This is a genomic window from Pseudomonas sp. H1_F01, assembly GCF_054681425.1.
In genome coordinates this window covers 555,974-577,846 of record NZ_CP162823.1, presented here as the reverse complement: position 1 = coordinate 577,846, position 21,873 = coordinate 555,974, and the positions used below count along the sequence as shown (strand labels likewise).

At 63.0% G+C, this 21,873-nt stretch carries 24 protein-coding genes; 19 read left to right on the top strand and 5 right to left on the bottom strand.

The annotated features are described in order from the left end of the window. Window positions 1-173 precede the first annotated feature (173 nt). A complete protein-coding gene (gene ilvD, locus AB4O09_RS02645) occupies window positions 174-2,015 on the top strand; it encodes a dihydroxy-acid dehydratase (protein ID WP_003206549.1) in 1,842 nt (613 codons plus the stop codon). Between the two features lie 186 nt (window positions 2,016-2,201). On the opposite strand, the gene AB4O09_RS02640 is transcribed toward ilvD, so the two are convergent. Next, the gene (locus AB4O09_RS02640; protein ID WP_003206551.1) at window positions 2,202-3,257 is read right to left on the bottom strand and encodes an HAD family hydrolase; all 1,056 of its coding nucleotides are present in this window, start codon (window positions 3,255-3,257) and stop codon (window positions 2,202-2,204) included. Between the two features lie 243 nt (window positions 3,258-3,500). On the opposite strand from AB4O09_RS02640, the gene AB4O09_RS02635 reads away from it, so the two are divergent. Further along, window positions 3,501-4,892 (top strand): L-cystine transporter, encoded by a 1,392-nt coding sequence (locus tag AB4O09_RS02635; RefSeq protein WP_003206553.1) that lies wholly within the window; start codon window positions 3,501-3,503, stop codon window positions 4,890-4,892. 119 nt (window positions 4,893-5,011) lie between these two features. Here the strand turns inward: AB4O09_RS02635 and AB4O09_RS02630 are convergent, their stop codons facing one another. Next, window positions 5,012-5,524 (bottom strand): dihydrofolate reductase, encoded by a 513-nt coding sequence (locus tag AB4O09_RS02630; RefSeq protein WP_003206554.1) that lies wholly within the window; start codon window positions 5,522-5,524, stop codon window positions 5,012-5,014. Between the two features lie 86 nt (window positions 5,525-5,610). On the opposite strand from AB4O09_RS02630, the gene AB4O09_RS02625 reads away from it, so the two are divergent. Together AB4O09_RS02625 and AB4O09_RS02620 are read left to right on the top strand one after the other, a co-directional pair. Further along, window positions 5,611-6,978 carry a DUF2868 domain-containing protein gene (locus AB4O09_RS02625; protein WP_053163571.1) on the top strand — a complete coding sequence of 456 codons (1,368 nt, stop codon included), beginning with the start codon at window positions 5,611-5,613 and terminating at the stop codon, window positions 6,976-6,978. Next, window positions 6,971-8,344, top strand: coding sequence for a GTPase/DUF3482 domain-containing protein (locus AB4O09_RS02620; protein WP_003206558.1), 1,374 nt, complete (start codon window positions 6,971-6,973; stop codon window positions 8,342-8,344). The genes AB4O09_RS02625 and AB4O09_RS02620 overlap by 8 nt, the downstream gene beginning before the upstream one ends. 142 nt (window positions 8,345-8,486) lie before the next feature. On the opposite strand, the gene AB4O09_RS02615 is transcribed toward AB4O09_RS02620, so the two are convergent. Beyond that, entirely contained in the window at window positions 8,487-8,978 is a 492-nt protein-coding gene (locus AB4O09_RS02615; protein WP_003206561.1) for a 2-thiouracil desulfurase family protein, read from the bottom strand. Between the two features lies 1 nt (window position 8,979). Further along, the gene (locus tag AB4O09_RS02610; protein ID WP_003206563.1) at window positions 8,980-9,612 is read right to left on the bottom strand and encodes a 2OG-Fe(II) oxygenase; all 633 of its coding nucleotides are present in this window, start codon (window positions 9,610-9,612) and stop codon (window positions 8,980-8,982) included. A gap of 140 nt (window positions 9,613-9,752) precedes the next feature. Between AB4O09_RS02610 and AB4O09_RS02605 the strand changes: the two genes are divergently transcribed. Then, window positions 9,753-10,496 carry a DUF2059 domain-containing protein gene (locus AB4O09_RS02605; RefSeq protein WP_003206565.1) on the top strand — a complete coding sequence of 248 codons (744 nt, stop codon included), beginning with the start codon at window positions 9,753-9,755 and terminating at the stop codon, window positions 10,494-10,496. Window positions 10,497-10,592: 96 nt separating this feature from the next. On the opposite strand, the gene bipL is transcribed toward AB4O09_RS02605, so the two are convergent. Beyond that, window positions 10,593-11,540: a phospholipase BipL gene (bipL, locus tag AB4O09_RS02600; RefSeq protein WP_460107915.1), complete on the bottom strand. Its 948-nt coding sequence runs from the start codon at window positions 11,538-11,540 to the stop codon at window positions 10,593-10,595. A 108-nt stretch (window positions 11,541-11,648) separates the two neighbouring features. On the opposite strand from bipL, the gene AB4O09_RS02595 reads away from it, so the two are divergent. The 14 genes from AB4O09_RS02595 to AB4O09_RS02530 all read left to right on the top strand — a co-directional run bounded on the left by AB4O09_RS02595 (window position 11,649) and on the right by AB4O09_RS02530 (window position 21,862). Next, window positions 11,649-12,224: a DUF6436 domain-containing protein gene (locus AB4O09_RS02595; protein ID WP_003206570.1), complete on the top strand. Its 576-nt coding sequence runs from the start codon at window positions 11,649-11,651 to the stop codon at window positions 12,222-12,224. A 404-nt stretch (window positions 12,225-12,628) separates the two neighbouring features. Next, window positions 12,629-13,552 (top strand): sigma 54-interacting transcriptional regulator, encoded by a 924-nt coding sequence (locus tag AB4O09_RS02590; RefSeq protein ID WP_003206571.1) that lies wholly within the window; start codon window positions 12,629-12,631, stop codon window positions 13,550-13,552. A 93-nt stretch (window positions 13,553-13,645) separates the two neighbouring features. Then, window positions 13,646-13,855: a type III secretion system major pilin HrpA gene (locus AB4O09_RS02585; protein WP_003206573.1), complete on the top strand. Its 210-nt coding sequence runs from the start codon at window positions 13,646-13,648 to the stop codon at window positions 13,853-13,855. A 60-nt stretch (window positions 13,856-13,915) separates the two neighbouring features. Continuing rightward, the gene (locus tag AB4O09_RS02580) at window positions 13,916-14,845 is read left to right on the top strand and encodes a type III secretion protein (protein WP_013694481.1); all 930 of its coding nucleotides are present in this window, start codon (window positions 13,916-13,918) and stop codon (window positions 14,843-14,845) included. 59 nt (window positions 14,846-14,904) lie between these two features. After that, on the top strand, window positions 14,905-15,279 hold the full coding sequence (gene sctI / locus AB4O09_RS02575; protein WP_003206577.1) for a type III secretion system inner rod subunit SctI: 375 nt from the start codon (window positions 14,905-14,907) through the stop codon (window positions 15,277-15,279). A gap of 14 nt (window positions 15,280-15,293) precedes the next feature. Continuing rightward, window positions 15,294-16,181: a type III secretion system inner membrane ring lipoprotein SctJ gene (gene sctJ, locus AB4O09_RS02570; protein WP_013694482.1), complete on the top strand. Its 888-nt coding sequence runs from the start codon at window positions 15,294-15,296 to the stop codon at window positions 16,179-16,181. Next, the gene (locus AB4O09_RS02565) at window positions 16,178-16,768 is read left to right on the top strand and encodes a hypothetical protein (RefSeq protein ID WP_003206581.1); all 591 of its coding nucleotides are present in this window, start codon (window positions 16,178-16,180) and stop codon (window positions 16,766-16,768) included. Before sctJ ends, AB4O09_RS02565 begins: the two co-directional genes overlap by 4 nt. Continuing rightward, on the top strand, window positions 16,746-17,339 hold the full coding sequence (sctL, locus tag AB4O09_RS02560; protein ID WP_003206583.1) for a type III secretion system stator protein SctL: 594 nt from the start codon (window positions 16,746-16,748) through the stop codon (window positions 17,337-17,339). Before AB4O09_RS02565 ends, sctL begins: the two co-directional genes overlap by 23 nt. Window positions 17,340-17,985: 646 nt before the next feature. Further along, the gene (locus tag AB4O09_RS02555) at window positions 17,986-18,210 is read left to right on the top strand and encodes a type III secretion protein (RefSeq protein ID WP_003206585.1); all 225 of its coding nucleotides are present in this window, start codon (window positions 17,986-17,988) and stop codon (window positions 18,208-18,210) included. Continuing rightward, window positions 18,197-18,634, top strand: a complete 438-nt coding sequence (locus AB4O09_RS02550) for a type III secretion system chaperone (RefSeq protein ID WP_003206587.1) — start codon at window positions 18,197-18,199, stop codon at window positions 18,632-18,634. The genes AB4O09_RS02555 and AB4O09_RS02550 overlap by 14 nt, the downstream gene beginning before the upstream one ends. Beyond that, complete coding sequence (gene sctC / locus AB4O09_RS02545; RefSeq protein ID WP_013694484.1) at window positions 18,627-20,777, top strand: type III secretion system outer membrane ring subunit SctC; 2,151 nt, start codon at window positions 18,627-18,629, stop codon at window positions 20,775-20,777. Before AB4O09_RS02550 ends, sctC begins: the two co-directional genes overlap by 8 nt. Next, window positions 20,774-20,983, top strand: a complete 210-nt coding sequence (gene hrpT / locus AB4O09_RS02540; protein ID WP_003206591.1) for an HrpT family type III secretion system protein — start codon at window positions 20,774-20,776, stop codon at window positions 20,981-20,983. Before sctC ends, hrpT begins: the two co-directional genes overlap by 4 nt. A 6-nt stretch (window positions 20,984-20,989) precedes the next feature. Further along, entirely contained in the window at window positions 20,990-21,367 is a 378-nt protein-coding gene (locus AB4O09_RS02535; RefSeq protein ID WP_003206593.1) for a hypothetical protein, read from the top strand. A gap of 45 nt (window positions 21,368-21,412) precedes the next feature. Beyond that, complete coding sequence (locus tag AB4O09_RS02530) at window positions 21,413-21,862, top strand: type III secretion system chaperone (protein WP_003206595.1); 450 nt, start codon at window positions 21,413-21,415, stop codon at window positions 21,860-21,862. The last annotated feature ends 11 nt before the right edge of the window (window positions 21,863-21,873 follow it).

The following is a 21,873-nucleotide window of genomic DNA, read 5'->3' as shown; positions in this document are numbered from 1 at the left end:
ATCGCCATTCATCCCCGGCGGGTTTATGAGCTCATGCTGAGGCGCGCAGCGATCCTGCAAAGTCATCAGCCACTTCCGGACACACGGCCAAACCCGGGTGTTCCAGACGTCGACAGAAGCTCACTTCCCCATTGATACCTGATAAGTACCTGATTAGCCGCCCGGAGTGCTCCATGCCTGATTACCGCTCGAAAACATCCACCCATGGCCGCAACATGGCCGGCGCTCGTGCCTTGTGGCGCGCCACGGGGATGAAGGATGACGACTTCAAGAAGCCGATCATCGCCATTGCCAACTCCTTCACCCAGTTCGTACCGGGTCACGTCCACCTCAAGGACCTCGGCCAGCTGGTTGCCCGGGAAATCGAGCGCGCCGGCGGCGTTGCCAAGGAATTCAACACCATCGCCGTGGACGACGGCATCGCCATGGGTCACGACGGCATGCTCTATTCGCTGCCGAGCCGCGAGATCATCGCCGACTCCGTCGAATACATGGTCAACGCCCACTGCGCCGACGCCATCGTGTGCATTTCCAACTGCGACAAGATCACCCCGGGCATGCTCATGGCCGCCCTGCGCCTGAACATCCCGGTGATCTTCGTCTCCGGCGGCCCGATGGAAGCCGGCAAGACCAAGCTCGCCAGCCACGGCCTCGACCTGGTCGACGCCATGGTCATCGCCGCCGACTCCAGCGCCTCTGACGAGAAGGTTGCCGAGTACGAGCGTAGCGCCTGCCCGACCTGCGGTTCGTGCTCCGGCATGTTCACCGCCAACTCGATGAACTGCCTGACCGAAGCACTAGGCCTGGCCCTGCCGGGCAACGGTTCGACCCTCGCCACCCACAGCGACCGCGAACAGCTGTTCCTGCAGGCCGGCCGGACCATCGTTGAGCTGTGCAAGCGCTACTACTTTGATAACGACGAGTCGGTGTTGCCGCGTAACATCGCCAACTTCAAGGCGTTCGAAAACGCCATGACCCTGGACATCGCCATGGGCGGTTCCACCAACACCATCCTGCACTTGCTGGCCGCTGCCCAGGAAGCCGAGATCGATTTCGACCTGCGCGACATCGACCGCCTGTCCCGTCACGTGCCGCAACTGTGCAAGGTCGCGCCGAACATCCAGAAGTACCATATGGAAGACGTGCACCGTGCCGGCGGGATCTTCAGCATCCTCGGCTCCCTGGCCCGTGGCGGCCTGTTGCACACCGACCTGCCGACCGTGCACAGCAAGACCATGGCCGAAGGCATCGCCAAGTGGGACATCACCCAGACCACCGACGAGGCCGTGCATCACTTCTTCAAGGCCGGCCCGGCGGGCATTCCGACGCAAACCGCGTTCAGCCAGTCGACCCGTTGGGAAACCCTGGACGACGACCGTGAAAACGGCTGCATCCGCAGCGTCGAACACGCGTATTCCAAGGAAGGTGGCCTGGCCGTGCTGTACGGCAACATCGCCCTGGATGGCTGCGTGGTGAAAACCGCCGGCGTCGACGAGTCGATCCATGTGTTCGAAGGCAACGCGAAGATTTTCGAAAGCCAGGACAGCGCCGTGCGCGGCATCCTCGCTGACGAAGTGAAGGCCGGCGACATCGTGATCATTCGCTACGAAGGCCCGAAAGGCGGCCCGGGCATGCAGGAAATGCTCTACCCAACCTCCTACCTGAAGTCCAAGGGCCTGGGCAAAGCCTGCGCCTTGCTGACCGATGGCCGGTTCTCCGGCGGCACCTCGGGCCTGTCCATCGGCCACGCTTCTCCGGAGGCAGCCGCTGGCGGCGCCATCGGTCTGGTGCGGGACGGTGACAAGGTCCTGATCGACATTCCGAACCGCTCGATCAACCTGTTGATCAGCGACGAAGAACTGGCCGGGCGCCGCGTCGAACAGGACAACAAGGGCTGGAAACCGGTGGAAGTGCGTCCACGCAAAGTCACCACGGCCCTCAAGGCCTACGCCCTGCTCGCCACCAGCGCCGACAAGGGCGCGGTGCGTAACAAGGCAATGCTCGACGGCTTGTAAGCGTCTACAGCGACAATAAAAATGCCCCGCCAAGTGCGGGGCATTTTTATTACGGGAAACACAGAACACCAACCACCACATGTGGGAGCGAGCTTGCTCGCGATGGCGGCGTATCAATCAACAGTGAGGTTGAATGTGACGCCCTCATCGCGAGTTCAAGCTCGCTCCCACAGGGGGGTGTGGGTCTTACTGGATGTCTTCGGGCTTGACGATCACCCAGTTCTTGTCCGCGGTCACCGGCAGTCCTTCCTTGGCCTGGGCGGCAGCGTGCTTGGCCATCATGCCGTTAATCTGGGTCATGTATTTGTCCTTGCGGTTGACCCACAGGTGGATACCGCCCTTGGCTACGTCCACATCGTGGAACAGCATGTAACCATCGCTGCTGGGTGTGTCGCCGCCCACCAGTACCGGTTTTTTCCATTCGTCGATGTACGTCAGGATCGCTGCGTGCTTGCCGGCCATCCAGGTCGCCGGGGTCCACAGGTAAGGCGTGTACTCCAGATCGAGGTTGGCCTTCTCGTCATATTTGCCGGCAGTGATCTGCTTGCGCGCGGTGGTCAGCTCGCCGGTCTTGCGGTCCTTGAGCAGGGTGGTCACGCCGATCACGTTCTGCGGCTTGAGGTTGTAGCCGTACTTCGGATCGGAGGCGACCATGCGCACCAGTTCTTCGGAAGCGGCGGTCATGACATAGACCTCGATGCCGTTTTCCATCAGCTTGTTGTACAGCTCGGCCTGGCCGGTAAAGACTTTCGGCGGGTTGACGTTGTACTGGACCACCTTGTCGCCGTCGTAATACGTGGTCGGCACTGGCTTGCCGGACGCCATCAACTCGTCGACATAGCCCTTGAGCTCCTTGAGGGTAAAGCCGGAAAACACCTGGGCCACCCATGGGTAGCAGACCATGTCATCGACTTCGCACAGGCGGTAGTAGTAGCTGAACAGGCTTTCCTTGTGGTCGGCGGTGTCCTTGAACGGCATCAGCTTCAAGGACGGGTCCAGGGTTTCCCGGGTGATGAGGCCCTTGTTTTCCATGAACGGCAGCAACGACTCCTCAAGGTCGTAGCGGTAACTGGTGTTGTCCATGTCGAACACCGCGTAGTTACCCTTGTTGGCGTTGGCCGCGATCATCGTCTCCAGGGCCTTGGCTTGTTCCGCCGGCCAGTGTTTGAGATCGGTGGCGAGTGCCTGGCCGGCGAGACCAAGGCTCAAGGCGACAGCGAGAAAACGAGGTGCGAGTTTCATCGGCATTTCTCCCGGGTTCAAAAGAACTCGACGCTAACAAATGCTTGTGACAGTCCTCGCCTACCCGCGACCGCTTGCGTCTTGATTGCGCCAGCGACATATCCGTAAACGTCGCTGCCTTATTCCATAAACGACAATCTACATGCGTTTTTAGTATTAATTCATTAGTTATCAGGCTGTTAGGCTTCCCGGCTCACAGTCGCGGCTTCGGGCGACTGGCACGTCTTATCGGAGTCTCTTTTGATGAATCTGCCTTTGATCCTCAATCTTCTGGTGTTCCTCGCCTTGCTGTTCGGCCTGGCACAAACCCGTCACCGCACCTGGAGCCTGGCGAAAAAAGTGCTGCTGGCACTGGTGCTGGGCGTGGTGTTCGGTCTCGCTCTGCACACGATTTATGGCGCCGGCAACCCGGTGCTCAAGGCCTCGATCGGTTGGTTCGACCTGGTGGGCAACGGCTACGTGCAGTTGCTGCAAATGATCGTGATCCCGCTGGTCTTTGCCTCGATCCTCAGCGCCGTGGCCCGCCTGCATAACGCCTCGTCCCTGGGCAAGATCAGCTTCCTGACCATCGGCACGCTGCTGTTCACCACCGCCATCGCCGCGCTGATCGGCATTGGCCTGACCAACCTGTTCGGCCTCACCGCCGAAGGCCTGGTGGCCGGCACCCAGGAACTGGCGCGCCTGCAAGTGATCCAGAGCGACTACGCCGGCAAGGTCGCCGACCTGAACATCCCGCAATTACTGCTTTCATTCATCCCACAGAACCCCTTTGCCGACCTGGCACGGGCCAAGCCGACCTCGATCATCAGCGTGGTGATCTTCGCCGCGTTCCTCGGGGTCGCGGCGTTGCAGTTGCTCAAGGACGACGTGGAGAAAGGCCAGAAAGTGATCAACGCCATCGACACCCTGCAAAGCTGGGTGACGCGCCTGGTGCGCCTGGTGATGAAGCTGACGCCGTACGGTGTGCTGGCGCTGATGACCAAGGTGGTGGCCGGTTCCAACCTGCAGGACATCATCAAGCTCGGCAGTTTTGTCGTGGTGTCGTACCTGGGGCTGGGCCTGATGTTCGTGGTCCATGGCCTGCTGGTGTCCGCTGCCGGGATCAACCCGTTGCGCTTTTTCCGCAAGATCTGGCCGGTGCTGACCTTCGCCTTCACCAGCCGCTCCAGCGCGGCCACCATCCCGTTGAGCATCGAAGCCCAGACCAGCCGCCTCGGCATTCCACGGGCGATTGCCAGCTTCAGCGCCTCGTTCGGCGCCACCATCGGCCAGAACGGTTGTGCCGGCCTTTATCCGGCCATGCTGGCGGTGATGGTCGCGCCGACTGTGGGCATCAACCCGTTGGATCCGGTGTGGATCGCGACGCTGGTGGCGATCGTGACGTTGAGTTCGGCCGGGGTGGCCGGGGTCGGTGGCGGCGCGACATTCGCCGCGCTGATCGTGCTGCCGGCCATGGGCTTGCCGGTCTCGCTGGTCGCCTTGCTGATTTCCGTCGAACCGCTGATCGACATGGGCCGTACGGCGTTGAACGTCAGCGGCTCGATCACCGCCGGGGCGATTACCAGCCAGGTGATGCAGCAGACTGACAAGGCGTTGCTCGATGCCGAGGAGCATGGGGAGTTGGTGCACGCTTGATTGCCCTGATACCTGTGGGAGCAAGGCTTGCCCGCGATGAAAGCGACGCGGTATTCCATGGATCGAGGCCCCCGGATCGCGGGCAAGCCTTGCTCCCACAGGCATTGCTCACACAGGGCTTACAGCTTCTCCCACACCTCAAAGCTATAGGCCGGTTTGTCCCCTTCGGCCGGATTCGGCTGGTTCGAAACCAGCGTCCACTGGCTCGCATCAAATGCCGGAAACCACGCATCCCCTTCCGGGCTCAGCGCCACGCGGGTCAGGTACAGTCGATCCGCCTGTTCCAGGGCCTGGGCGTACAGTTGGGCACCGCCGATCAACATCAACTCGTCGACGCCCTGCTCCAGTGCCCACGCCTCGGCCCGCGCCACCGCAGCTTCCAGGGTGGAGAACACTTGCGCGCCCTCCAACACCAGGCCCGACTGGCGGCTGACCACGATGTTCAGGCGTCCCGGCAGCGGTCGACCGAGGGAATCCCAGGTCTTGCGCCCCATGATGATCGGCTTGCCCAGAGTGGTGGCCTTGAAGTATTTGAAATCCCCCGGCAGGTGCCAGGGCATGCTGTTGTCGATGCCGATCACACGGTTTTCACCGAGGGCTGCGATCAGGCTTAAAGGGAGAGTTTTGTTCATGGCCGCGAGGATACCAGAGGCTCGGCGTACCCCGACAGGCATCACAGCGGTTATGCTCAACCCTCATTCGAGCAACGGAAGCACTCGTGACAGTACTGCAAAACCTCTGGTTGACCGAGACGATACGCCTGCGTGAAGAACACGCCGGCCCGCTCGAGGACCAGGAAGCCAATCGCCTGGCCCGTGCAGCCGGCGGCGACTTAGCCACTCGCATCCGCCACCGTGCCCGCTGGCTGGCCGAGCGCGATGGCCTCACCGAGGCCCTGCGCCATTGGCTGCAAGGGGCGCGCCTGGCGCTGATCGCATTGGCGCTGCTCGCCGTCATCAGCGGCGCCGGCCTGGGCTTTGCCGCACTTGGCAACGGGCAGGCAGCGGTCAATGTGTTCTGGGCCTTGGGCAGTCTGCTGGGGCTGAACCTGATCCTGCTCATCGGCTGGGCCCTGGGCCTGATATTCGCTGGCGAGCAAGGTGCCACGCTGGCACGCCTGTGGTTGTGGCTCAGCGAAAAACTCGCCCGCGACGCCAAGGCCGCCCAACTGGCGCCGGCCCTGCTGCTGTTGCTGCAACGGCACAAACTCAATCGCTGGGCCCTCGGCGTGCTGGTCAATGGCCTGTGGCTGCTGGCGATGCTCAGCGCGCTGGTCATCGTCCTGCTGCTGATGGCGACCCGGCGCTATGGCTTCGTCTGGGAAACCACCATCCTCGGCGGCGAGACCTTCGTCGCCATGACCCAGGCCCTCGGCGCGCTGCCCGCCCTGCTGGGCTTCAGCGTGCCGACGGTGGAAATGATCCGCGCCAGTGGCGATGCCGCCCTGAACATCGAGAGCGCGCGCCAGGCCTGGGCTGGCTGGCTGGTCGGTGTGCTGCTGGTCTATGGCCTGTTGCCGCGCCTGGGCCTGGCACTGCTGTGCCTGTGGCGCTGGCGTCGCGGCCGCGCCACCCTGCGCCTGGACCTGAACCTGCCGGGCTACGCCCAATTGCGTGAACGGCTGATGCCCAGCAGCGAGCGACTGGGCGTCAACGACACCGCCCCCGCGCAACTGCATCCCATCGAAAATGCTGTCAGTGCAATAAATAGCGACGGCGCACTGCTGGTGGCAATCGAGTTGGACGACCGGCCCTGGCCGCCCAAGCTGCCCGAAACCGTGAAAAGCGCCGGCATTCTCGACAGCCGCGAGTCGCGCCACAAACTCCTCGAACAGCTGTCGCGCTTTCCGCCGGCACGCCTGGCTATTGCCTGCGACCCACGCCGTTCGCCGGACCGCGGCAGCCTGGCGCTGATCGCCGAGCTGGCCCGCAGCGCCAGCGCCACCCGCGTCTGGCTGTTGCAGGCGCCGCCCGGCGAAGCGCTGGACGCCGAGCGCCTGGGCGACTGGCACACCGCACTGCAACAGTTGCAGTTGCCCTTCGCCGACTGCATGCCCTTGAACTGGCTGGAGACCGGCCATGACTGAGCCCATGAAGCCGCTGAAGCTGGCCGTGGTCGGCCACACCAATGTCGGCAAGACCTCGCTGCTGCGTACCTTGACCCGCGACGTCGGCTTCGGCGAAGTGTCCCATCGCCCGAGCACCACCCGGCATGTCGAAGGTGCGCGCCTGTCGGTGGACGGCGAAGCGCTGCTGGAGCTGTACGACACGCCGGGCCTGGAGGACGCCATCGCCCTGCTCGATTACCTCGAGCGCCTTGAGCGACCTGGCGAACGCCTCGACGGTCCGGCGCGCCTGGCCCGCTTCCTCGAGGGCAGCGAGGCGCGGCAACGCTTCGAACAGGAAGCCAAAGTGCTGCGGCAACTGCTCGCCAGCGACGCCGGGCTTTATGTGATCGACGCCCGGGAGCCGGTGCTGGCCAAGTACCGCGATGAATTGGAAGTCCTTGCCAGTTGTGGCAAGCCGCTGCTGCCGGTGTTGAATTTCGTCAGCAGCGCCCACCATCGCGAGCTCGACTGGCGCGAAGCCCTGGCACGACTGGGGCTGCACGCCCTGGTACGTTTTGACAGCGTCGCCCCGCCCGAGGACGGCGAGCGACGTCTGTATGAGAGCCTCGCGCTGTTGCTGGAAAGCGCCCGTGGGCAACTGGAACGCCTGGTCGCCGATCAACAGGCCCAACGCCTGGCCCGCCAGCAGAGCGCGGCGCGCTTGATCGCCGAACTGCTGATCGACTGCGCCGCCTGCCGACGCAGCGTCGCCAGCGACGCCGAACTGGAACGCGAGGCCATCAGTGAACTGCGCAACGCGGTGCGTCAGCGCGAGCAGCGCTGCGTCGAGGCTCTGCTCAAGCTTTACGCTTTTCGTCCCCAGGACGCCGCCGCCAGCGATCTGCCGCTGCTCGACGGGCGCTGGGGCGATGACCTGTTCAACCCCGAGACCCTCAAGCAACTGGGCGTACGCGTCGGTGGCGGGATCGCGGCGGGCGCAGCGGCCGGGGCCGGCGTCGATTTGCTGGTGGGCGGCCTGACCCTTGGCGCCGCTGCCCTGGCCGGGGCCATTGTCGGCGGCACCCTGCAAACGGCCCGCAGCTATGGCAACCGGCTGATGGGCAAGCTCAAGGGGCAACGGGAATTGACGGTGGACGACAGCGTGCTGCGCCTGTTGGCCCTGCGCCAACGCCAACTGCTGCAAGCCCTCAACCAGCGCGGCCATGCGGCAATGGACAGCATCCGCATCGCCACGCCCCAGGACAAGACCTGGCGCGAGGGCAAGCTACCCGAAACCTTGAACAAGGCGCGGGCGCATCCGCAATGGTCATCCCTGAATACTCAACCGCGATTGAGCCAGGCAGAGCGCCAGGAGCTGATTGAGCAGTTGGCTGAGCAGCTATAACCCAGTAGCAAGCGATTTTGTGGGAGCAAGGCTTGCCCGCGATGAAATCGATGCGGTCTTTCAGAGACCGAGGCGCCTGTATCGCGGGCAAGCCTTGCTCCCACAGAGAGTTCCTTGCCGCTGAGAACTGCGCGGCTCAAGGTTACTCGTTGTTCAGGGCCTTGAGGGCCGCCGCCGCTTCAGGCAACTCCAGCTCACTGAACACCTTCACGCCATGCCGCTTGAGCAACGCCGCCGTCACGCCTTCGCCGCTGACTTTCACACCGCTGAACGTTCCGTCATAGGTCAACAGGTTGCCGCACGACGGGCTGTTGGCCTTGAGCACGGCGATGCGGATGCCGTGTTCACGCACCCGTTCCAGCGCTTGATACGCGCCCGACAGGAACTGCGCACTCACATTCTCGCCGTCGGTAGTAATCACCGCCGCCTGACCGTCGAGCACTTGCCCGCCCTGCCCGCCAGGAATCTCCGCCGCCGCCCGAGGCGTAGGCAAGCCGCCGGCGACTTCCGGGCACAGCGGTACGATCCGGCCTTCGTCGAGCCATTGCTGAAGTTGATCGAACGGCCCGCTGGCGCCGCCGTCGTAGCGCACGCGATGCCCGAGCAGGCAGCGACTGACCAGGATCTTTTCCATCTCAGAACAACTCGTTGCCGCGACGGCGGAACCAACCGGTCAAGGACAGGCGATCGCGCGTGGCCGGCAGTACTTCATGGGGAATGTCCCCCGACAGGAACACCACCAGGCAACCGCCAATGGGCACCACGTCCTGTTCGAGGCTTTCGTCCAGGTACATGCGCAACTGGCCGCCGTGTTCCGGCAACCATTCGTCATTGAGGTAGAGCACCGCCGACACCATGCGCCGGTCGTCATCGCGGAAGCGGTCGACGTGCCTGAGGTAGAACGCGCCGGGTGGATAGAGGGCAAAGTGACTTTCGAAGTCTTCCAGGCCCAGGAACAACCCGCGATTCATCGCCTCGCGCAGGCTGTCCATCAGCGCCAGGTAATGGTCGCAGGCTTGCGCCTGGCCGGGTTCGATCCACTGGATGTGATCACCCCGGATCCCTTCGCGGATCTCCGAGAACGGCCCGCGCCCGACCGCTGCCGGGGCCAGTTCGCCCTCGGCGGCCCGCTGGCGGCATTCGGCCGCCAGGGCGCGGGTCAGCGCATCCGGCAGGAAGAGGTTCTGCTGCGACCAGCCGTGCTCGGCCAGATCGTCGACGATACGTAACAGCAGCGGGTGATCAGAAGGTATTTGCATGGCGCGCATAGTATGCCTGTGCCTGCAAAACCGACAGCGCCACGCAGCGGGTTCGCTGCGTCAAATAGCATCGCAGTACGAACTTGATACGAATTCTCGACAAGACCCCACACCCCACGGAGAATAGTCGGCTGCTGACAGGAGTCCCTATGCGCCGTTTGCTTTTCTCACTGTTGATGTTCTGCGTTTTGCCCGCCTGGGCAGACAGCTACGACCAGTTGTACAAGGTCGCCGGCTGGCCGGAACAGCGGGCGCATTTCAATGACGCCTTGAGCGCCGCCCAGCAGCGCTATCAGAGCAGCCTGCCGCCGGCGGTGTTCCAGGCCCTGGTGAACAACAGCAATCAACGTTTCGCCTCCCAGGCCATGGACCAGCGGGCCGAGGCGCAGATGCGCAAGAATCTGCGTGACCCCAGCCCGGCCCTGAGCTTTTTCCAATCACCCCTGGGTCGCAAGGTCGTGGCGGCCGAGTTGCTGGCGACCCGGCGTGATCAATTGGCGAAAAACGCCAAGGGCCTGCCGAAGATGCCAGCCAGCGACAACCGCCTGTTGATCATCGGCCACCTGGCCCAGGCCCTGCCCGCCCGCGAGGCCGGCGCCGAAGTCAGCCTGGCGATCGCCGGCGTGGCGGCCGACAGCCTGAGTTCGATGATCCCGGGACTCTTGGGCGGCGGCCAGGCCCAGGGCATGCTCAACGGCCAGCGCCAGCGGTTAATGGAACAGATCGGCGCGGACCTGAACAACACGCTGCTGTACGTCTACCGTGACCTGACGGATACCGAGCTGGAAGAGTTCGCCACCTTCGCCGAATCGACCGAGGGCCAGGCTTATTATCAGGCGGCTTTGGCGGCGATTCGGGCGGGGTTGGCGGTGGGGCAGAATCTCGGGCAGTAGTTCAGCGCCGCCATCGCGAGCAAGCTCGCTCCCACATTGGATCTAGCAGCTCAATACCCTGTGGGAGCGAGCTTGCTCGCGATAGCAATAACCCAGTCACCGCCGAATCCGGCTCATCCGCTTCGTCAGAAAACCAAACATCTCCTGCCGCAACGCCAGCGCCTCATTCGCCAAATGATGGCGTCCCTCGGGCAACATCAACACCTGCGGCCGATCGAACTTGCTGCGCAGCACTTGCAGGTTGTGCGCCCAATCCACCGTCATGTCCGCCTGGCCCTGCACGATCAATGGTTGGCGCGAGCTGCTCGGGGCGGCTTCGATACGCTTGATCCATTGCCCCAATGCACCCACCCAGGCGGTGGGCAGGCGCAGTGGTTGCAGCGGGTCGGCTTGCAGGAACGGCAGGAAGTCCGGGTCGGTGGAGTTCTCGCTGAAGCGTCGGGCAATCCCCTTCACGAAGGGCTTGAGCAGGTAATAACTCAGGCGCGACCATCCCCAGGCCCGCGGCCGCACCAGGGGCGACAGCAGGATGACCTGGCCCTGCGCCGGGCTCTGCGCACCCTGGTTGAGCACGTGATCGACGACGATGGCCCCGCCGGTGCTTTGCCCGCACAGATGCCAGGGTTGCGGCAGGTCCAGCGTCCGGGCCTCGGCCAACAGGCCCTGCAACGCGGCCTGGTATTCGGCAAAATCCCCGATGCTGGCGCGCTCGCCACTGGATAGCCCGTGGCCCGGCAGGTCGCAGGCGATCACCGCGAACTTCTGCTCCAGGGCCCACTCGATCAAATGGCGATACAGCCCCATGTGATCGTAGTAACCGTGGAACACAAACAAGGTCGCCACGGCCTTTTCCGGCCACCAGACCTGGCTGACCAGCTCATACCCACCCGCCTCGAAACGCCCCAATCCCTTGCGCACGCTGCGCTGGGGAAAGTCCAGGCCATAGAACCGCTGGTAGGCCTGGGCTTGCTCGGACAGGGCTTGCCACTGGGCCAGCGGTTGCAGGCTGGCACGCAGGAGATCGGGGTCGAAAGTGGCAGGCATCAAGATTTCCAGGCATAGGCGCATCGCGCGAAACAGACTTTGTAAGCCTGCGATATTCATCTGTCGCGGCAGGCATGGCAAGCTACGCGGCTTCAGAGGATCGACTCCATGCGCCCGTCCCACCGCACGACCTTGCTCGCCAGCCTGCTCGCCCTCGGATGCGCCGTCGTATTGTGGATGGCCTACGACTGGTTCCAGGGCCGTTTCCTGCGGGCTTTCAGCCAACACACCGCGGTGTTTTCCGGCGACCCGCTGCGCCTGCCTGCCGATCTGGCCGGTCCCGGTGCGATACGTCTGGTACATTTCTGGGACCCGGCGTGCCCGTGCAACGTCGGCAACCAGCAACACCTTTCCGAGCTGGTCGATAAATATGTACCGCAAGGCGTCGAGTTTTATGCGGTACAAAAAGCCGGCAGCCAAGGTCAGTTGCCAGCCACATTGAGCCACTTCAAAACCCTCCCGACGCTCCCCGGTTCAAGCCAGATTCCTGCAAGCCCGGCCGTAGCGATCTGGGATCGCAGCGGCAAACTGGCGTACTTCGGCCCCTACAGCGAAGGCCTGACCTGCAACTCGAGCAACAGCTTCATCGAGCCGATTCTCGAGGCGTTGAGTGTCGGCCGGGAAGTTAGTGCGACTCACACGTTGGCGGTCGGCTGTTATTGCCCATGGTCGGTTTCGAACTGACGAATTAACTACAACACGTATTGTCAGCCGCCTCTAGGCTGACGCCACTAAGTTATGCCTAGTGTTTGCTTTTAGAGCTCTTGCTCAAAGTAAGGGTCTGGGCTGAACCGTTTGTCGGATCCAATTTTTCCAAACGGCGCCATTACCGATCCTTTTCGGCCTGTGCCCCATGCCAGACGGGTTGTGCAGGGCAATTGAGCTCCGTTGACCGTTTAGCTGAATCGATTAACAGCGGCCGTGCCAGCATGAACTTTTTTTTAATCTCTTCTCTAAACCTCGTGACCAGCAAAATGTTCATTACCAGTGCAGTCGCGCGGCGGCGCTAACTAGAGGAAGTTTCACACGCCTTTTCATCGTTCAACTTGTCGACCCTCCTAACCAAACAAGAAATGGAATCGTCAGTGATGCAAAAGCTGCTATGCGCTGCACTTTCCAATCCCTATAAAGAAGATGCCCTCAACCTTGAGGCGTTCGTCCAAAGCGTCGCTCCGCTCATGATCGACGTGTTGCTGCGCGGCGAGACGGGTACCGGTAAAGACACGCTGGCAGAAAAGATCCATCGCATGTCCGGCTGCTCCGGCAAGTTCGTTGCCATCAACTGCGCCGCCATTCCCGAAACCCTCGCCGAGAGCCAGCTTTTCGGGGCCAACACCGGCGCGTTTACCGGGGCCAACCAAAATCGCGCGGGGTTCGTCGAAGCCGCGCATAACGGCACGCTGTACCTGGACGAAATCGACAGCATGCCGTTGGGCCTGCAAGCCAAGCTGCTGCGAGTCCTGGAATCCAGGACGGTCCAGCGCCTGGGCTCGACCCAGAGCATCCCGGTGAACATGCGAGTGATCGCCTCCGCCCAGTGCCCGCTGGGAGAAATGGTCGAACGTGGTGAGTTTCGCAGGGACCTTTATTTTCGCCTGAACATCATCAGCCTCAAGCTGCCTCCACTGCGCAGCCGCAAGGAGCGCATCGTGCCGCTGTTCCAGTCGCTGGTGCGCCGGGAGGCCCAGGCACTTGACCGGCCCTACGTCGCACCGTCGCCAGCGCTGTTGCGCCAACTGCTCGGCTACGCCTGGCCTGGCAACATCCGCGAGCTGCAATCCGCCGCCAAACGATACGTGCTCGGCTTGCCGGCACTGCCCCGCGCCGAGCAACTGGAACACAACAGCTCGACGCTCAAGTTGAAAGAGCACCTGCAGCAGTTCGAAAAAATCCTCATCGAGGACTGCATGCGCCGCCACCATCATTGCATCGACAAGGTCATCGCCGAACTGGGTATCGCCCGGCGCACGCTGTATTACCGGATGAAGTGCCTGCAAATATCGACGAGTTGAGTGGGATCGGTGGAACCGTTTACACAACGGTCGCCACTTAACCATCGAGACGTTCACGATCGTCTTGCCATTCCACAACCCGGAGATACGACTATGAGTTTTGGTGGAGCTTCTCTCGCCGCTTCCACGGCTGCCATGCAGCAGATGGACGCGACCTCGGCTGCGATGACAACCATGAAATCCCAATTCGACCAGAAAAAACTGGTCGCCGACACCATGAACGCAATCGCGGCAGGGTCGATGGACACCGCAACCAAAGCCATCACCGCCATGGGGGAGGCCTCGAAAAACATACGATTCTGACCCTCTCGCTTCAGCCCCGCTCCGGCGGGGTAACTTCAAGCGCGATGCGAGGAGGCCCCTATGCACATCGACTTGCCAGACAGCCTTCGTGCCCAGAGAGACCTGCCCCATGACGAGTCCACGCGGCGCCCCGCCCCTACCCCGCCGGGCCTGGCGAACGTGGTCGCCGAGCATCTGGCACTGCACGGGACCGGCGACCGATTGAGGGAGTCGCTCGTCCAGTGGGGCGCCGAACACGGTTCGACGGGCGGACAGTCGCGGTTCGGCTGGCCCAGCCCCCAGGACAGATTGGCCGCAGAGACCGACGACCCTTTGCGACTGGTCCTGGAAGACATCCTGGAGGAGATCAACGGTGGCACCGGTTCCAATCTCGACGTCGACATCGATGATGCCTATTCCAATGAAGACCTGTTCAACGATCTGGCGCAGATGTTCGCCCATCGCCGGCAGCCCATCGGTGACAACGATGTCGACAGCCAAAGTGATTTCGGCAATGCCAACAACCCCTTCTGTGGCGCGCTGTTCGGCGCCTGGGAGATGGAGGGTGATCACGCCACGCGGCGCAGTCGTCATGACGCGAGCCTGTCGCTGCTGCTCAAGATCATCGCGGTCCTGGGCCGCAGGAAACTGCTGACGCTGCTGGACATCGAGGAAGGTGACGGCCAGGCGCGGTATGAACCAGACGACCAGGACCTGTTGTTCGAGATCGCCGCGTTCATGGACCAGCACCCGGCGCGCTATCCCCCACCGGCGACCCCCGACGCAGAACGCTGGACATGGACCGAACGCATTGCCCGCGGCACAGCGCTGGATGCTCGCGAAACCCGGTTGTTCCAGCTTGCCCTGGAAGAGCTGGACTTCGCCCTTGCCCGCCTGGCCGGCCAGCAGCCCCCGCTGCGCCAGCGTACCCGGCGCAACCGGGAGGAAATCGAGTTTCACCTGAGCGTCACCGGTAGCGCTCGCAACGTCTTGAGGCTGATGTGCGCCTGAAGGCACCCGCCCTTTGAAACTGACACTTTGAAGCAAGCCTTTGAAACAGGAGAAACGCCATGGACGTACAAGCCATCGACCCCAGCAACCTCGCCTCCACCGCTGCCAAAACCAGCGCCAAGCCACACGCGAGCGCCGAGACCAGCGATGTCAGTTGGTTCAACGCGCAAATGCGCGACAAAGCCCCCGCCCCGGACAGTGAAAACAATGTCGCCGCAAGAATCATCGATTCGTTGTCGAGCCGCTCCGGCGAATTGCAGCGACTAGATGATCGCGCCAACCGGGACATGCTCAAGGCCATCCGCACCGCCGACCCGAAAGACATGCTGCAGTCGAACCGCTCGTTGTCATCCTTCCACCTGGAAAGCCTGATGACCGCGAAAATCGTCAGCAAGGGCTCCCAGGCAATCGAGAAGCTCACCAATCTTCAGTAAAGGGAAAGCCGGTCATGTCCATGCGCGCATTCTCAACACTGTTGCTGTGTCTGCTGCTCACCGGTTGCGATGAACGGACGGCGCTGCACAGCCATCTTTCCGAGCAGGATGCCAACGAAGTGATCGCCGAATTGGCGAACAAGAACGTGGAAGCGAGCAAGCAGGTCGATAAAGACGGGCTGACCGTACTGGTCGAGCCTGCCGACATGAACAGCGCCGTCCAGGTACTCGAGGCCGCCGGCCTGCCGCGTCGCTCACGCTCCAGCCTGGGGGAGATCTTCCGCAAGGAAGGGGTCATTTCCACGCCGATGGAAGAACGTGCCCGCTACATCTATGCGCTGTCCCAGGAGCTCGAATCGACGCTTTCACAAATAGACGGCGTGGTGCTCGCCCGGGTCCATGTGGTCCTGCCGGAACGGGTGGCCCCGGGTGAGCCGGTCCAACCCGCATCGGCCTCGGTGTTTATCAAGCACACCAATGCCCTGGACCCCGACAGCATTACCCCGCGCGTGCGCAACCTGGTCGCCAGCGGGATCCCCGGCATGGCCGATGCTACCCAGAACCCGACCAAATTATCGGTGGTCTTCGTTCCCGCCGCACCGTATCAGGAGCGGCGCAAGATGGCGTATTTCGGCCCGTTCCTCATGCAGGCCGACGACATCGGCTATTGGCGGGCGGTGACCGTGACGGCAAGCATCACCTTGCTTGCCATCCTGATGGGCGTCTTGTATGGCCTCTACCGGCTATGGCGCCAAGGCGTGTTAGTGCTGCCACGACTTCTCGATCGCAAGTTCAGCAAACCAGCCAGGACGCCCGCCGCCCCCCAAAGCAGCGCGACACCTGGGCTGTTCGCCGTGAAAAACCCGGGGACCAAACCCGACAGTAACGGGACCGCCGCATGACGGCGGAAATTGCATGGGTTCGCTGGTGGAGCCTCGCGTGGCGCGAAGCAGACCGGGGCTGGTATTCGCCGGCGCTTGGCCTGCTGACCGCGCCACAGATCGACGTCCTCGCCCGAGGGCAACATGCCGCGCTTGCCCACAGCTTCGGTATGACGCCATGCACGCCACCACCACCCAGCCCGGCGCTGCAATCGCTGTTCTGCGGCACGCCCCGGACCTTGGCCCTTGCCTGCGAATTGGTGGCGAACACTTGCGCACCGTTAACGGCAACACAGGCACTTTCGGCGCAGGACCGGGCCTGGTGCGAGCGCACCGCCAGAGCCCTGCGCCCGGGGCACTGGCTCGAACAAGACCAGGATCCACTCGCCCTGCTGCGCGCATGGCTGGACGAACGGGCCTGGGAACGCGCGCGCCTGGCGTTCCCACGCGACAGAATCATCGCCATCGAATCGGCGCCAGCCCCTCAACCGCCAGCCGCCAAGCTGAACACGCTTTGGCAGTCCGCCTGCTGGAAAGCAGAGCAAAGCCTGGCACCCTCGGCCCCTATCCAAACGGAGAGACACGATGCTCGCTCGGCGTTCGCTTGAACTGCGCCCCGATGGCCAGGGCCTGTCGCAGCCCTACATCGCGCGCGAAACCCTGGTTGATTGTGCCCGCGCACAGGTCGTCCTCGAACAGGCCCAGGCGCAGGCGGGGCAATTGCTTGAACGCGCCAACGCAGAGGCGGACGCGACCGTGCTCGAGGCTCAAGCGCAATTCTGGGAAAAGGCCGAAACCTTGCTCGCCGCATGGGACACCCAGCGTCAAGCCATGTGGGAGCGGATCGAGAGCAGTGCTGCACATTTGGTCAACGAGGCCCTGGGGACGCTGTTGAACGAGGTCCCGCAGCAGGCACGCATCGATGCGCTCGTCCGCCAACTGGCGTCGCGTCAGGACGACCCGATCAGCGCCACCCTTCGCTGTCATCCTGAAGACCTGGCAAGCCTGACCCGGAGCCTGGGCACCGACAGCCGACGCCCCTGGACGCCAGTGGCCGATGCCGACATGGAACGACATCAACTGAAGCTGGAAACACCAGGCGGTACATACCAGCTCGACTGGCCCACCGCCGTCGAGGCCCTGCGCCTGCCCGAACCACAAAACATCACCGCAAGCTGACCCTCCGCCATCGCGAGCAAGCTCGCTCCCACAGGGGATTTGGGGTGACTGCGATGCCTGTGAACACCCCGGAAAAAACTGTGGGAGCGAGCTTGCTCGCTCCCACAAATGGATCGAAGTACGACCGGGAGAACCAGGTCGGCTGTCAGGCCGCCTCGCGAGCAAGCTTTACTCCCACAAATCTGATGGGTGTACGACCGGGAGAGCCAGGTCGGCTACTAGGCCGCCTCGCGGCGGACGTTGATCTCGGCGCCCCGTTAACCACGATGGCCGAACGAAGGCATTGCTCCGTGGGCCCGCCGCGAAGGGCCATTCATGGCCCAGCGCGGCTACCTCGGCATCCATGCCGAGGTTCCCACTACGCAATGCCTGCGTTCGGGCATGCCGAGCCTAGGCGAGGCACCGAGTGGTGGGGCAAAGCCTTTTTGATGGTTACTTTTTTGGCGTCTGAAAAAAGTGACCCGCCGTAAGGGCGGAACCCTAAGCAGCCGTTACCGCAGCAACGGATATGTACCCGGTCAAAGAAATCCTGTCCGGATACTAAGGCCACCATCACCCCGTCAGTTTTTTTCCTCATCCGCGCGGAACCGCCAACGGCATACCCACCACTCACACCGTGAACATGCCCAGCCCAGAGGAACCGCCCATGTCTTCCGCCGATGCCGTCCAGCGCCGCCTCGACACCTACTTCCAACGCGCGACCGACAACGTCAACAACGCTGCGATGAACGCAGCAGAAAGTCAGTCACTCGACGACATGCACTCATTCGTGACCAGCATGAACGGCATGTCCGTCGCGGTGAACGCAGCCACTCAACAGACCACGGCCCATCACAACCTCGCCAAGGCGATCATCGATGCAATGCCATGAGCTGCGCACACAGCTCACCCGCTGGAGCGCCAGCGTCGATGGCCCGGAGCACTTCACCGTTGTCATCGACGATGGCGACGCAACGTTCAGCAAGCTCGAAGAGGGCCTGCTGGTATCGGTCGAGCTGAGCGTCCCGGCGACACGCGAGGTGGCTCTGGAAGACCTGCTTCGGCTGGCGCACCCAAGCCTCTCGCGATTTCCCGGCGCGCTGGCCCGTTCGCCACAAGACGGCCGGTTGTGGCTACTGGCGCAACTGCCGCCGGACAGGCACATCGACGACTTGATCGAGGTGCTCGAAGCACTGCTCAACCAGCGTGACACCTGGCAATCGATTCTCAATAAAGACCAACGAGCCGTTGCCGCGCCAGTGGCGCGACGCCTCTCGCACTCTCACTTGCTCGGAACAGGAATCCGTCATGCCTAACAGGTGGCTTGCACCGTACCGCTTGATGACCGCAGGCAAAGTACACCTTCGCCAGTTGATCGCACACCGCTGGACGGGACCTTCGCTGATCGCGCTGGCGCTGACCGGTGCACTGGGTGCTAGCCTGCCGGCACAGGCGGCAGTCCCGACCGACTGGAAGAACACGCCTTACGCCTATGACGCCCAAAGCACGCCGCTGGCCAAGGTACTCGGCGACTTCGCCAATACCTTCGCGGTGCAGTTGGTGATCGATGGCACCGTGAAAGGCACCGTCGACGGCCGGATGCGCGCCGAAAGTCCCCAGGCGTTCCTCGACAGGCTCGGCCTGGAAAATCGCTTCCAGTGGTTCATGTACGGCAACACCTTGTACGTCAGCCCCTTGCAGAACCAAGACTCCACGCGCCTGGAAGTATCCGCCGATGCCGTCCCGGACATGAAGCAGGCCTTGACCGACATCGGCCTGCTGGATCCGCGTTTCGGCTGGGGTGAATTGCCCGACGAAGGCGTGGTCCTGGTCTCCGGCCCGGAGCGCTACGTGCGCCTGGTGGCGCAGTTTGCCGAAGTGCGCAAGACACCCGAAGAGAAGCAGGAAGTGATCAGTTTCCCGCTGCGCTATGCCACCGCCGCCGACCGCAACGTCAAGTACCGCGGCGAAACGCTGGTCATTCCCGGGGTCGCCAGCATCCTGAAAGGTTTGCTGGAAAGTCGCAGCGCCGTGTCGGGGGGCATGCAGACGGCCTCTCCACAGGCGTCGTTCCAGAACATGCAGAACCAGCAGTCCATGACCATGGGCAATATCGAACAGTTGGCAATGAACGGCATGGGTCGTCCGAACACCAGCCGCGTACCATCCGGCGCGAACAGCGGTGCAGGCGGCCGGGGCAAGATCCGCGTCGAAGCCGACGTGCGCAACAACGCGGTGCTCATCTACGACGCCCCCAAGCGACGGGAAATCTACACGCCGCTGATTCGCGATGTGGACGTGCCGCGCAAGCTGGTGGAAATCGACGCGATCATCCTCGACATCGACCGCACCCAACTGGCCGAGCTGGCCTCGAACTGGAACGTCGAGAGCGGCGACCTGATCGGCGGCGCCTCGATGATTCGACCTGGCGCCAGCTCGACGGTGTTCATTCAGGACTACGGCGATTTTTCCGCGCAACTGCGGGCCCTGGAGGGCCGTGGCCTGGCCTCGGTGGTGGCGAACCCGTCGGTACTGACCCTGGAGAACCAGCCGGCGGTCATCGACTTCAGCCGGACCGAGTACATCTCGGCCATCGGCGAGCGTGTAGCCACTGTCGAACCCATCACGGCAGGCACCAGCTTGCAGGTCGTGCCCCATGCCATCGAGACCGGGGGCCGCAACCAGATCCAGATGTCCCTGGAAATCGAGGACGGCCGTATCGAACCCTCGGAGGTCGGCCAGCAGACGCCCAGCGTGCGCCGGGGCGTAGTCAGCACTCAGGCTGTCATGGGGGAAAGCCGGTCATTGGTGGTAGGCGGTTTTCATACCGAAGAGACCGGCGACAACCTCGAACGGGTGCCATGGCTGGGTCGCATCCCGCTGATCGGGCCGCTGCTGTTTTCCTCGACCACCCGCGAAACCAGTCGCCGCGAGCGGGTGTTCATCCTGACGCCGCGCCTGATCGGTGACCAGGTCGACCCGGCCCGCTACATCTCCGCCCTTGACCGCGAACAGGTCGACAGCGCCATGGCCCGCCTGGAAGAGCGTCGCAACGGCACCCGCCCCGTCGGTCGTATCGAGGTCAGCGACGTGCTCGCCCAACTCGCCGACGGCAACATTCCGGCCACGTTCAAGCAAGCCCCATCGATTCCCTATTCGCCCGACACATTGTGCGCGTTGCAACCCGGGCTATCGCTGGACGCCGCCCGGGCCCAATGGTTCGCCGGCCCCGATTACGGCATCGCCGTGGGCGTGATACGCAACGACGATCAGCGGCGCTTGCGTTTCGACGAGGCAAGCTGCGGCAGTCGCTGGACCCTGGCCACCTCCGCCTGGCCGAAGGTGTGGCTTGAGCCCGGCGAGGAAACGGAAGTGTTCGTGGTCATGAAACAACCCACGCGCACGCCAGGCGGCGAGCGCCCTTCTCTTCTGCAAACCAGCGCGAGGACCCTGCCATGAGTCGCACGCCACTGCTGCTCGTTTTATTGCTGAGCCTGCCGGTGTTCGCCGGCTGCGCGAACCGCTCGGGTTGCCAGGGCGATGCCTGCAGCCGCGCCGAACCGGACAACGGTCGGCTGGTGATCTGGTGGTCACCCGGTATGCGCGGCGGCCTTGGCTCCCCCGAACACCCACTGGACCATTCGGTCGTCCCATTGGAGAACTGAAACGCTATGTCTTTTTCGGTACACAGCGTAAGCACTCGCCAGGCCTTCCAGAAGAACATCATCGCCGGCATCGCAACGTATTGGGAAATAGCCCCAGGCATTGAGTTCTGTCTGCGACGCGAGCCCCACAGCGTGGGGCTCGCCTTACAAATACAAAGCCAGGCGCTGCGTGCAAACCAGATCCAGCATGCCCTCGAACGGCGTTTCGCCCACCCGACCGACTACGCGCAGTTGTTCGTATTTCTTGATCCGCAGCGAGCACTCGTGGTCTGGCAGGCGCTGCCGGACTCGTCGATATCCATTGAACTGCTCGATGAAATCCAGTCCCGGCAATTGTCGCTGCTGGGCCTGGAAGACCTCGACGACTACTCAGCCACGTATTGAGGGAAACACAGTGATTCATACAGGCTTTATTCAGGGAGGTTTCCCATGACCGTCGCACCGCTTGCCCAGCGCTTGATCTCGGCCCTCGCGGAACATTTGCATGCGGACTTGCAGTTGGAAGGTGGCGTGTGCGCGCTGTATGACGCGAGCAACCGCGAAGCCGTGGTCATCGAGCTGCCCGGTCACGGCGATGTCGCCATCCTCCATAGCTCGATCGATGTACCTGCCCACGCGCCCGGTTTGCACAAGCGCTTGCTGGAACTCAACTTTCGCTTGGATCTGCTCGGCGGCAGTTGGCTGGCCCTGGATGACAAGAGCAGCGTTCGCTTGTGTGCCCATTGCCCACTGGCGATGCTCGATGAGGTGCAGTTCTGCCATTGGGTCGTGGGCTTCATCGCCCAGGTCGGCGACGTTCGGGCGCGCTTGGCGGTGCCTGCAACGCCGGGCGGTCCGCGTCCGGCGTCGCTCAACATGAGCCGCACCCGATTGGGATAGGCACCCGTGGC